Origin of the sequence: Actinomadura luteofluorescens, from assembly GCF_013409365.1 — a bacterium.
In the GTDB taxonomy this organism is placed as follows: domain Bacteria; phylum Actinomycetota; class Actinomycetes; order Streptosporangiales; family Streptosporangiaceae; genus Spirillospora; species Spirillospora luteofluorescens.
Genome location: NZ_JACCBA010000001.1, coordinates 2,300,847 through 2,311,729 on the forward strand (window position 1 = coordinate 2,300,847; position 10,883 = coordinate 2,311,729).

Genomic DNA, 10,883 nt, shown 5'->3' on the forward strand with positions numbered 1-10,883 from the left:
TCAGGCCGCCACCACCCCGTCGCCCTCCGTGGCGGCCAGCGCCCCCGCGAACCAGCGCGCGGAGGGGCGCTGCGCGGGGTCGCGGCGGAACGCCGCCCGCAGCAGGCCCGCCAGCGGCTCCGGAGCGCCGCCGATGTCGGCCTGGCCGCGCAGGATCCTGAAGCACACCCCGTGCAGCGACCCGCGCCCGAACGGCGGGCGGCCCGTCGCCGCGTAGGCCACGGTCGACGCCCACGAGAACACGTCCGACGCGGTGGTGGCGCGCTCCCCCTCGATCAGCTCGGGCGCCAGGTAGGCGGGCGTCCCCACGACCATGCCGCGCCTGGTGATCTGCTCCGCGCCGGACTCGTGCGCGATACCGAAGTCGATCAGCGTCGGCCGGTCGCCCAGCACGATGACGTTGCCGGGCGACACGTCGCGGTGCAGCACGCCCGCGTCGTGGACGTCCCCGAGCGCCAGCGCCAGCCGCCGCGCGAACCGGACGAGCCGGTCGCCGCGCAGCGGCCCGTACGCCGCGACGAGGTCGTTCAGCGGGCAGCCCGGCACGTACTGCATGACCACGTGCGGCCGCGGCGCCGAGAGCGCGCCGTCCAGCAGCCGGGCGACGTAGGCGCTGCGCACCCGCGCCTGCGCCCGCACCTCCCGCGCCAGCCGGCTGATCGCCTCCGGCTCCCCCGTGAGCTCCGGAACGAGCTCCTTGACCGCGACCTCCCGGCCGCCGGCGTCCATGGCCAGGTAGACCACCGCCGTGCTCCCCCGGCCGATCTCGTCCAGTAACCGATATCCGCCCAGTCGCCTGTGCGTCCCCATGCACCCTTTGACGCCGGAAAGCGCCCCCCGGTTTCCCGGCTCGTCAGCCCTTGCGGGCCGCCTGGCGGGCGCGGCGCTCTTCGCGGCGGGTCTCGAACTTGGTGGCGGCGGCGTCGAGGTGCTCCAGGAACTCGGCGAGCTCCTCGCGGGCCTTCTCGCCGTCGCCGGTCAGGTCGGTGCGGTCGAAGACGCCCCACTTGCGCAGCACCGGGACGAGCACGTCGTCATGGTGGAGCCGCAGGTCGTAGATGCCGGCGTTGGCGATGACGACCGACTTGCGCAGGAAGCCGTCGATGCTGTGGCCGGGCATCTGGAACGTCGTCACGACGTCGGTGACCGCCCGCAGCGTCTCGTTCGGGGCGGCCTCCAGCGCGGCGGCCATCAGGTTCCGGTAGAAGATCATGTGGAGGTTCTCGTCGGCGGCGATGCGGGTCATCATCTGCTCGCAGACGGGGTCGCCGGACGCCTTGCCGGTGTTGCGGTGCGACACGCGGGTCGCGAGCTCCTGGAACGACACGTACGCCGTCCCGTGCAGGAACGAGTCGCCGTGGTCGGCCTCGTAGCCGGCCTCCATGTGGTGCATGCGGGCGCGCTCCAGCGCGACCGGGTCGACCGCGCGGCTCACGGTGAGGTAGTCGCGCAGGGCGATGCCGTGCCGGTTCTCCTCGGCCGTCCAGCGGTTCACCCAGGTGCCCCAGGCGCCGTCGCGGCCGAAGACCGTGGCGATGGCGCGGTGGTAGCCGGGGAGGTTGTCCTCGGTGAGCAGGTTCACGATCAGCGAGTCGCGCGCCTCGGGTGTCACCTTCGACTGCTCGATGGACCACGGCTCGCCGTTCAGCGGCCCGTCGAAGTCGCGGCCCTCGCTCCACGGGACGTACTGGTGCGGGAACCATTCCTTGGCCGTCGACAGGTGCCGGTTCAGTTCCTGCTCGACCACCGGCTCGAGGTCGAGCATGAGGCCGGTCTGGGACTTCTCTTCGGGGGTCAGGGACATGCGGTTCCTTCGCTGGACGAGGTCGTCTTTGCGGGCGCCAGCAGGCCGTTCACAACCTACTCAAGCGTAGGTTCGATCGTCGCGAGTCGGCACGAGCCCCGTCAAGTCAGCACCGCGACAAGCGCGGCGCGGTAACTTTTGTAGATCCGCGCGAAACGGCGTGACGTCATGTCACCGCGTGTCGGCGGCCTGTTGCCACATGCGGTTCACGGCGGCCCTGAGCAGCGGCCTCGGGACGAGGCGCAGCGCGGGGAGCGCGGCCTTGTACTGCATGCCGGGAACGCACAGCGCGCGGCCCGTCGCCACCGCCTCCAGCCCCGCCCGCGCCACGTCCTCGCGCCGCAGCCAGAGGAGGTTGGCCGGGACGTCGTCGTCGGTGCGGGTGAATCCCGGGCACAGCGCCGTCACATGGACGCCCTTCGCCGCGACCTCCGAGTGCAGGCTCTCGGAGAACGACGCCACGTACGCCTTCGTCGCCCCGTAGGTGGCGCTGCCGGGCGAGGGCGTGAACCCCGCCATCGACGCGACGTTCAGCACCCCGCCCCGGCCGCGCGCGATCATCCCGGGCAGGGCGGCGTGGGTGAGCCGCACGAGGGCGGCCACGTTCAGCTCGATCTGCGCCAGGTGGTCGTCCACCGGCAGTTCCGCGAACGCTCCGAAGGCCCCGTACCCGGCGTTGTTGACCAGCAGCTCGACCGGCTCGGCGCGCAGCCGCCCCTCGACCTCGGCGCGCCGCGCTGGATCGGTGAGGTCGGCGGCCATGACCTCCACGGCCACCCGGTACCGTTCGACGAGTTCGCGGGCCAGTCCGTCCAGCCGCTCGCTCCGGCGGGCCACGATCACCAGGTCGGTGCCGCGGCCGGCCAGGAGGCGGGCGAAGCTCTCGCCGATACCGCTGGACGCCCCCGTCACGAGCGCGGTCCGGTACGCATGTCGCATGGCGGCAGATGCTATCGGCGGTTCTTCGCGCACCCCCACAGCACGCCCAAAAAACACAAATAACGTTTCAGCCCGCGAGTTCTGAGGTGCGCTCAGGGTCGCCCCCAGCGTACTCGGGAGGCGGCAGCATCGTGGCCGGGTCCTCGCCGGCCACCCACAACCCCACCATGAACGCGGTCGCCGCCTCCAGGAGCCCGGCTCTCTCCAGGCTCCCGCCGTCCATCGGCACGCAGCCGAGGTCGCCCACCAGGCCCCGCACCACGGCGAGGGCCTCCTCGTCGTCCCCGCACAGCGGAACCCCGAGGGGACGCCCCGCGAACGCCGGGGGCGTCATCCGCCACACGCTCTCGTGGCAGGTGCTGAAGGCCTTGACGACCCGCGCGCCGGTGGCGTCGGCGATCCGCCGCGCCGCGGACGGGCCGCCCGCCGTCTTGAGCCGCTCGAAGGGCGGCTCCATGGGGTTGGTGCAGTCGATCAGCACGCGGCCCTCCAGCGGCCCCGCCTCGCGCAGGACGTCCTGGACGCCCTCGTGCCAGACGGCGAGGAGCACCGCGTCCCCGGACTCCGCGGCCTCCCGCAGCGTGCCGCCGGTCGCGCCGTGCCCGATCCGTCCGGCCAGCGCGACCGCCTTCGCGGGCGTCCGCGCCCCGATCCGCACCTGGTGTCCCTTGCGCGCCCACTGCGTGGCGAGCGCGTCCGCCATGGCGCCCGCGCCGAGCACTCCGATCCGCATGACGTCCCTCCCGTTCGTTTACCGTCGGTCGGGACGTTAGGCGGTCCGTTCCGCACCATCCGGTGCGTATCGGAAGGGGCAGGATGGCGGGCGAACCCATGGACGAGTACGAGTACATCGCCGACTGCCGGACGCGGCTCGGCCTCGACCTGCTGTCCGGCACGTGGACGGGCGTCGTGCTGTGGACGCTCCAGCACGGCCCGCTGCGTCCGGGCGAGATGCGGGCGCGGATCGGCGGCATCAGCCACAAGGTGCTGACCGAGACGCTCCGCCGCCTCGAACGCGACGGCCCTGGTGGCCCGCCGCCGCTACGCCGAGGCGCCCCCGCGCGTCGAGTACGAGCTGACCGCGCCGGGGCGCGGGATGCTCGAACCCCTCGCCGCCCTCGGCCGCTGGACCGAGCGCTACGCCGAGGAGGTGCTCGACACGCGGGAGAGCGCGCTCAGCGACCGGTGAAGGTGGCCTTGCCGGGCCCCTCCTCCATGAAGCTCTTCATCCCGATGGCCTGGTCCTCGGTGGCGAACAGCGCCGCGAACTGCGTCCGCTCGATCTCCAGCCCGGTGTCGAGGTCGGCCTCAAGGCCCCGGTCGATGGCCTGCTTGGCGGCGCGCAGCGCGATCGCCGGACCGCCCACGAACGTCGACGCCCACTCCCGGGCGGCGGTGTAGACGGCGTCGTCCGCGACGACCCGGTCGACCAGGCCCATCGCGAGTGCCTCGTCCGCCGCGACGTGCCGTCCCGAGAAGATCAGGTCCTTGGCCTTCGACGGGCCGACCAGCCGGGCCAGCCGCTGCGTGCCGCCCGCGCCGGGGATGATGCCGAGCTGGATCTCCGGCTGCCCCACCTTCGCGCCCTCGCCCGCGACGCGGAAGTCGGCGGTCAGCGCCACCTCCAGCCCGCCGCCGAGCGCGTACCCGGTGATCGCGGCGATGACCGGCTTCGGGATCGCCGCGAGCGCCTTGGCGAAGTCCTGCAGCAGCCGCGAGTGGCCCGCCGACATCTCCGCGTACGACATCGGGGCCATCTCCTTGATGTCCGCACCCGCCGCGAACACCCGCTCGCCCCCGTACAGCACGACCGCGCCGACCGCCTCGTCCTGCGTGACCTGCCGGGCCGCGTCGATCAGCTCGCGCTGCATCTGGGCGTTCAGGGCGTTCATCTTCGGACGGTCCAGCCTGATCGTCGCGATCCCGTCCTCGACCTCGACCCGTACGAACTCGCCCACGGCGACCCTCCCTGTGCAACCCGATGGCAGACGCCCCGAGCCTAACCAGCGGGGCGCCGCACGCCCGCCGCCGGGCTCGCGGTCCGGCGGCGCGGGTCAGGCGGGGGCGGGGGTGGCGGACGGGTTCACGCCGACCGTGATCGTGGCGAGCAGCCCGCGCTCGATCCGGCCCCGGTGGACCGGGCGGACGGTCAGCAGGCCCGAACCCGCCTGCCGGTAGATGCCGTCCTCCTCCAGCTTCACCCGGGTGACCGTGTTGCTCCTGTACGGCTCCAGCGCGGCGACCTTCTCCGCCAGGTCCTCGGCGAAGAAGAACTGCCCGGTGTGGCTGACATGCCCGCCCGTGTAGGTCTTCTTCTCCGCGTCGACCCTGCCGCCGACGTGCACCTTCACGTGGATGTGCAGCGCCCGTCCCTGGTACCAGCCCGGGTGGATCGTCCGGAGTTCGGCGGTGCCGTGGCCGTTGGTGAGCTGGACGCCGCGAAGGAACGTCAGGTCGTTGTCGGGCTCGGCGTGCCCGCCGCCACCGCCGGGCGGCGGGCCGGCCGGTGTTCCCGTGGGCGGGGCCGTCGGGGTACCGGACGGCGGCGGCCCGCCCGGCAGCGTGTTGCCCTCGTACCCGGAGTAGACGCCGCCCGCGTCGCAGTGCCAGATGTCCACGGCGGCGCGCTTGACCGGACGGCAGCCGGCGCCGGTGTCCACGACCGCGACCCGCAGGATCATCGGGACGCCCGGCCGGTCCTCGGTGACGTCCCGGCGGACCATCTCGTAGTCCAGGTAGTACGGGCCCTCGGTGGTCTCCGGGGACAGCACGCAGGCCGGGGCCGTCCCGTCCGTGACCTCCGCCACCGGGGCACCGGTCCTGCTCTGCGAGCCGTCCGCCAGGGCGGCGCCGCCGCCGACCGCGCCGAGCCCCGCGCCGCCCATCGCGGTGAGCGCCGCGCGGCGGCTCACCCTGCCCTTTCCTTTCGCCGCCTGTCCGTTCGCTGCCATCGGGGAGCCTCCTCGTCACGGGGACAGTGGTCTGGAGGGAGCCTCCATCTATCGGGTTAGAGGGGAATTTGACCAATATGAGAATTGCCTGAGTGACGGCTGTCAGGAAGCGTGAAGCGCGGCGGTGTCCGAGGCTGCTGGTAGCTTCGGGGACCATGCTCGTCGCCCACGCCACCTGGCATGGCGGTGCGCTCTGCCTGTGGGCCGAACGCACCGGCCCGTACGAGCCCTCCCCGGACGTCCACCCCTTCGCGACCTGCGACTTCACCGGCACGTCCTACGAGCCGCTGCTGCGCGCCGCGTTCCGCGTCGAGCTGGCGATGTCGCTGCCCACCGCGGGCGACCACCCGCTCCCGTCGGCCGAGCTCGGCCCCGAGCCGGTGCGCGACGAGCCCGAGCTGCGGCCGTGGCGGGTCCCGGCCCTGGTCCTCGCGCCGTTCCCCGCGATGGCGCTGCTCCAGGCGGCCGAGCACAGCGCCGACGTCATCGCGGGCACCGACCTGCGCTTCCTGTGCATGCTCGCGGACGAGGCGGTGCACCTCGCCGGGCGCGGCCACGTCCTGCCCGCCCTCCTGCGCGAGGACGGCGACCTCGTGGCCCGCTGGCGGCCGGTGATCGACGACCCGGCGCGGTTCCGCGCGCTGGCCCGCGCCATGCCCGCCGCCTGCCGCGCGGCGGGCGGTGGGCGCCCCGCCGCCGAGGTGCTGCGCGAGGCGCTGTCGGCCCTGGTCGACACGGCCGTGCGGGGCGTGGTGCCGCATCCGCTGCTGGTGTCGCGGCGCAAGGAGCTCGACCGGCTGCCCCTCGCCGAACGCTGGGTGATGGCGCTGACCGGGCCCTCCCCCGAGGTGGCCCGCGAACCCCGCGACGACCCCGACGACCTGATCGCCGAGCTGGACGCGTGGGCCGCCGCGGCGCGCCGCCCGTCCGGCCCGCTGCGCGCCTGCTTCCGCCTCGCCGAACCGGGCGCCGAGGAGTTCCAGGAAGACGCCGAACCCGGCGACTCCTGGCGGGTCGAGTTCGCCCTCCAGGGCACCGACGACCCGAGCCTCTACATTCCCGCCGCGCTGGTCTGGGACGGCGAGGCCACCTCGATCCCGCAGGCCGAGGAGACCCTCCTCGCCGGGCTCGGCCGCGCCCTGCGCCTCTTCCCCGACCTGGCGCCCGCGCTCGACGGCCCCGCTCCCTGCGAGCTCCTGCTCGACACGGCGGGCGCGTTCCGCTTCCTCCGCCAGGCGGCCCCGATGCTCGCCGCGGCGGGCTTCGGCGTCCTGCTCCCCCAGTGGGCGGGCAAGGCCAAGCTCGGCATGAAGCTCACCGCCCGCAACGAGGACCCGGAGGCCTCCGCGGGGTCGGCGGCGCCGTCGGGCTTCGACCTGAAGTCGATGGTCGACTTCCGCTGGGACCTCGCCATCGGCGACGAAAGCATCGACGAGGCCGAGCTGGAGGAACTGGCCCGGCTGAAGACCCCCCTCGTCCGCCTGCGCGGCCAGTGGGTGGAGCTCGACGAGCACCAGCTGGAGGCGGCTCTCGACTTCCTGCGCCACCCGCGCCGCGGCCGCATGACCGCCGCCGAGGCGATCCGCGCGATCGTGCACGCCGGCGACGACGTCCTCCCCCTGACCGAGGTCGACGCCACCGGCCCCCTCGGCGACCTCCTCTCCGGCGAGGCCGACCGCCGCCTCACCCCCATGCGCACCCCCGAGGACCTGAACGCCGAGCTGCGGCCCTACCAGGAGCGCGGGCTCGCCTGGCTGACGTTCATGAACGACCTCGGCCTGGGCGCCCTTCTCGCGGACGACATGGGGCTCGGGAAGACGATATCGGTGCTCTCACTGCTTGTTCACGAACGAAAAGATGGTGCGACGACCCCTCCCACACTAGCCATTCTCCCGATGTCGCTGGTGGGGAACTGGCAGCGGGAGGCGGCTCGGTTCACGCCCAAGCTGCGGGTGTACGTGCACCACGGGACGGGGCGGCACCGGGGCGAGGATCTCGCCGCGGCGGTGGCGTCGGCCGATCTGGTGCTCACCACGTACGGGACGGCGGCGCGAGACGCGGAGACGCTCGCGCCGTTCGAGTGGGAGCGGGTCATCTGCGACGAGGCGCAGGCGCTCAAGAACAGCGGGACGCGGCAGGCGCGGGCGGTGCGGAGCATCCCGGCGCGGAGCCGGATCGCGCTCACCGGCACGCCGGTGGAGAACCACCTGACCGAGCTGTGGTCGATCATGGAGTTCGCGAACCCGGGGCTGCTCGGGCCGCGGAGCGCGTTCCGGCGGCGGTTCGCGATCCCGATCGAGCGGGAGGGCGACGAGCAGGCGGCACTGGCGCTGCGGCGGGCGACGCAGCCGTTCGTCCTGCGCCGCCTCAAGACCGACAAGTCGATCATCTCGGACCTGCCGGAGAAGCAGGAGATCAAGGTCTACTGCAACCTGACGGCCGAGCAGGCGTCGCTCTACCGGGCGACCGTCGACGACATGCTCCAGCAGATCGCCGAGGCGGAGGAGGCCAAGCGGCGCGGGCTGGTGCTGGCGACGATGGCCAAGCTCAAGCAGGTCTGCAACCATCCGGCGCAGCTGCTCAAGGACGGCTCGCGCCTGCCCGGCCGGTCGGGCAAGCTCGAACGGCTGGAGGAGATCTGCGCCGAGGTCCTCGACCAGGGCGAGAAGGCGCTCGTCTTCACCCAGTACGCCGAGTTCGGGTCGATGCTCCAGCCCTACCTGGCGGCGCGGCTCGAACGGCCGGTGCTGTGGCTGCACGGCGGGACGTCCAAGCAGGGGCGCGACGACCTGGTCCAGCGGTTCCAGCGGGACTCCGAACCCTCGATCTTCCTGCTGTCCCTCAAGGCCGCCGGGACGGGCCTGACGCTGACCGCCGCCAACCACGTCGTGCACGTCGACCGCTGGTGGAACCCGGCCGTGGAGGACCAGGCCACCGACCGGGCGTTCCGCATCGGGCAGACCCGCGACGTCCAGGTCCGCAAGTTCATCTGCGTCGGGACGATGGAGGAGCGCGTCGACGAGATGATCGAGCGCAAGAAGGCCCTGGCCGACTCGATCGTCGGCACCGGGGAGGACTGGCTGACCGAGCTGTCGGTCGCCGAGCTGCGCGACGTGCTGCGGCTGTCGCCGGAGGCGGTGAGCGAGTAGTGGACGAGGGCCTCAGGGCGCGCACCAGGCGGGGGTCGATCGGGGCGCGGTGGTGGTCGCGGCGCTTCATCGACCTGGTGGAGTCGTTCGCCGACGCCGGGCGCCTCCAGCGGGGCCGCGCCTACGCCCGCGGGGGCAACGTGTTCGACCTGCGGGTGGAGGCGCACGAGGTGACCGCGAAGGTGCGGGGCTCGGCGCCGGAGCCGTACGAGGTGGCGCTCGGCATCGAGGCGATCGACGAGGACGGCTGGCGCGCGGTGGAGGCGGAGCTGGCGTCCCGCGCGCTGTTCCGGGCCCGGCTGCTGGCCGGGGAGATGCCGCCGGAGATCGAGTGGGTGTTCGCCGAACTGGGGCTCGCGCTGTTCCCGGACTCCGCGTCCGACCTGCACCTGATGTGCGACTGCCCCGACTGGGGCGACCCGTGCAAGCACGCCGCCGCCGTCCTCTATCTGCTGGCCGAGGCGTTCGACGACGACCCGTTCCTCATCCTCCAGTGGAACGGGCGGCGCCGTGACCAGCTGCTCGGCGCGCTGCGGCGCGCCACCGGCACCGAGCCCGACCCGCTGGAGATGCGGGAGGAGCCGCTCACCGCCGAGGGGTTCTGGACGCCGCCGTCCGGGCTGGCCCGGCTGCGCGAGCGCCCGCCCGCGCCGCCCGTCCCGCCGGGGTTCGTGCTGCAGCTTGCCGCGCCCCCGCCGGTCCGCGTCCGGCGCCGCGCGCTGGCGGACGTGCTGGCCCCCGCCTACGAGGCGCTCGCCGGGCAGGACGAGGACTAGAGCGGCAGGCGGGCGCGGACGGTGAAGCCGCCGTCCGGGCCGGGCCCGGCGTCGAGGCCGCCGCCGAGCGCCTCGGCGCGGTCCCGCATCCCGCGGATGCCGCTGCCGCCGGCCGACGGCGCGCCGGATCCGGGCGTCCCGTCGTCCTCGACGCTGACGACGACGTCCTCGGCGCCGTAGCGGACGCGGACGACGGCGGACGTCGCGCCGGAGTGCCGGGTGACGTTGGTGAGCGCCTCCTGGACGATCCGGTACGCGGCGAGGTCGGCCTCGGCGGGCAGCGGGCGCGGCTCGCCCTCCACCTCGGTGCGGATCTTCAGCCCGGCCGCCGCGAGGCCCCCGGTCAGCTCGTCCAGCCGGGCGAGGCCGGGGGCGGGCGCGACCGGGGCGGCCTCGTCGACCTGCCGCAGGACGCCGAGGGTGGCGCGCATCTCCCGCAGCACGTCCTTGCTGGCCTGCTTGATCGCGGTGAGGGCGTCCTCGGCGCGCTGCGGCTCGCGGCGCAGGCCGTGCAGCGCGGCGGTGGCCTGCACGTTGATGAGCGAGATGTTGTGGCCGAGGACGTCGTGCAGCTCGCGGGCGATGCGCAGCCGCTCCTCGATGGCGCGGCGGCGGGCCTCGGCCTCGCGGCCGCGCTCGGCGACGCGGGCGCGCTCCTGCGCCTCGCGCAGGTAGGCGCGGCGGTTGCGGACGACGCCGCCGATGGCGACGACCGCGACGAACCAGCCGATGAGCAGGAAGCCGGCCGCGTCGGCGAGGTGGTTGACGTCGTCGCGGCGGTCGCCGGCCACGGTGCCGGCCACCGCGATCCCGACGAGGACGACGGCCGCGGTGAGGTGGCCTTCGGCCGCCGCCGTGTAGAGGGCGACGACGAAGGTGAGCACGGCCGGGCCGTCCGGTTCGGTGACCGGGTAGTAGACGGCGCAGGCGGCCAGCGTGACGGCGGCGACCGCGACCGGATGGCTCCGGCGGAAGTACAGCGCCCCGCAGGCGACCACCAGCAGCGCCCAGCTGTAGAGGGGCATCCGCGAGGGCGACCCCGTGTGGATCGACACGAGGGTCATCGCGGCCAGGACGGCGAAGGCTCCGCCGGCCAGCGCGGCGTCCGCGGTACGGCCGGTCGGCAGCCAGGGGACCGGCCGCGCGTCCCGGTCAGCAAGTCGCACATGTCCATCCTGCCAGCATCGGCTCGCTTGCATGTCCGATACGAGATGTAGTACTTCTACTATCAACAGATGCATCCATGCTGCGTTACGTCCAAGGA

10 protein-coding genes and 1 pseudogene are annotated in these 10,883 nt (G+C 73.7%); 4 read left to right on the forward strand and 7 right to left on the reverse strand.

Going from position 1 to position 10,883, the window contains the following annotated elements:
• The 4 genes from BJY14_RS10545 to BJY14_RS10560 all read right to left on the reverse strand — a co-directional run bounded on the left by BJY14_RS10545 (position 1) and on the right by BJY14_RS10560 (position 3,476).
• A complete protein-coding gene (locus tag BJY14_RS10545; RefSeq protein WP_179843437.1) occupies positions 1-810 on the reverse strand; it encodes a serine/threonine-protein kinase in 810 nt (269 codons plus the stop codon).
• A gap of 43 nt (positions 811-853) precedes the next feature.
• Complete coding sequence (locus tag BJY14_RS10550; RefSeq protein WP_179843438.1) at positions 854-1,804, reverse strand: acyl-ACP desaturase; 951 nt, start codon at positions 1,802-1,804, stop codon at positions 854-856.
• Between the two features lie 171 nt (positions 1,805-1,975).
• Positions 1,976-2,743, reverse strand: a complete 768-nt coding sequence (locus BJY14_RS10555) for an SDR family NAD(P)-dependent oxidoreductase (protein WP_179843439.1) — start codon at positions 2,741-2,743, stop codon at positions 1,976-1,978.
• A gap of 67 nt (positions 2,744-2,810) precedes the next feature.
• Entirely contained in the window at positions 2,811-3,476 is a 666-nt protein-coding gene (locus tag BJY14_RS10560; RefSeq protein ID WP_179843440.1) for an NADPH-dependent F420 reductase, read from the reverse strand.
• 98 nt (positions 3,477-3,574) lie between these two features.
• On the opposite strand from BJY14_RS10560, the pseudogene BJY14_RS46445 reads away from it, so the two are divergent.
• Both BJY14_RS46445 and BJY14_RS46450 read left to right on the forward strand, forming a co-directional pair.
• Positions 3,575-3,700, forward strand: a pseudogene (locus BJY14_RS46445) (winged helix-turn-helix transcriptional regulator); the annotation flags it as partial.
• Between the two features lie 70 nt (positions 3,701-3,770).
• Positions 3,771-3,932 (forward strand): winged helix-turn-helix transcriptional regulator, encoded by a 162-nt coding sequence (locus tag BJY14_RS46450; RefSeq protein ID WP_312879126.1) that lies wholly within the window; start codon positions 3,771-3,773, stop codon positions 3,930-3,932.
• Here BJY14_RS46450 and BJY14_RS10570 read toward each other — a convergent pair.
• Both BJY14_RS10570 and BJY14_RS10575 read right to left on the reverse strand, forming a co-directional pair.
• Entirely contained in the window at positions 3,919-4,701 is a 783-nt protein-coding gene (locus BJY14_RS10570; protein WP_179843441.1) for an enoyl-CoA hydratase/isomerase family protein, read from the reverse strand. The genes BJY14_RS46450 and BJY14_RS10570 overlap by 14 nt on opposite strands.
• Before the next feature lie 96 nt (positions 4,702-4,797).
• Complete coding sequence (locus BJY14_RS10575) at positions 4,798-5,694, reverse strand: intradiol ring-cleavage dioxygenase (protein ID WP_179843442.1); 897 nt, start codon at positions 5,692-5,694, stop codon at positions 4,798-4,800.
• A 155-nt stretch (positions 5,695-5,849) separates the two neighbouring features.
• Here BJY14_RS10575 and BJY14_RS10580 point away from each other — a divergent pair, with 155 nt between their 5' ends.
• Together BJY14_RS10580 and BJY14_RS10585 are read left to right on the forward strand one after the other, a co-directional pair.
• Positions 5,850-8,843 carry a DEAD/DEAH box helicase gene (locus tag BJY14_RS10580; RefSeq protein ID WP_179843443.1) on the forward strand — a complete coding sequence of 998 codons (2,994 nt, stop codon included), beginning with the start codon at positions 5,850-5,852 and terminating at the stop codon, positions 8,841-8,843.
• On the forward strand, positions 8,843-9,619 hold the full coding sequence (locus tag BJY14_RS10585; protein ID WP_179843444.1) for an SWIM zinc finger family protein: 777 nt from the start codon (positions 8,843-8,845) through the stop codon (positions 9,617-9,619). The genes BJY14_RS10580 and BJY14_RS10585 overlap by 1 nt, the downstream gene beginning before the upstream one ends.
• Here BJY14_RS10585 and BJY14_RS10590 read toward each other — a convergent pair.
• Positions 9,616-10,785 carry a sensor histidine kinase gene (locus tag BJY14_RS10590; RefSeq protein WP_312879127.1) on the reverse strand — a complete coding sequence of 390 codons (1,170 nt, stop codon included), beginning with the start codon at positions 10,783-10,785 and terminating at the stop codon, positions 9,616-9,618. The genes BJY14_RS10585 and BJY14_RS10590 overlap by 4 nt on opposite strands.
• Between the last annotated feature and the right edge of the window lie 98 nt (positions 10,786-10,883).

Bases quoted from the DNA above. Each gene is read 5' to 3' on its own strand.
- BJY14_RS10545 (WP_179843437.1), bottom strand. From the start codon at position 810: ATGGGGACGCACAGGCGACTGGGCGGATATCGGTTACTGGACGAGATC.
- BJY14_RS10550 (WP_179843438.1), bottom strand. From the start codon at position 1,804: ATGTCCCTGACCCCCGAAGAGAAGTCCCAGACCGGCCTCATGCTCGAC.
- BJY14_RS10555 (WP_179843439.1), bottom strand. From the start codon at position 2,743: ATGCGACATGCGTACCGGACCGCGCTCGTGACGGGGGCGTCCAGCGGT.
- BJY14_RS10560 (WP_179843440.1), bottom strand. From the start codon at position 3,476: ATGCGGATCGGAGTGCTCGGCGCGGGCGCCATGGCGGACGCGCTCGCC.
- BJY14_RS10575 (WP_179843442.1), bottom strand. From the start codon at position 5,694: ATGGCAGCGAACGGACAGGCGGCGAAAGGAAAGGGCAGGGTGAGCCGC.
- BJY14_RS10580 (WP_179843443.1), top strand. From the start codon at position 5,850: ATGCTCGTCGCCCACGCCACCTGGCATGGCGGTGCGCTCTGCCTGTGG.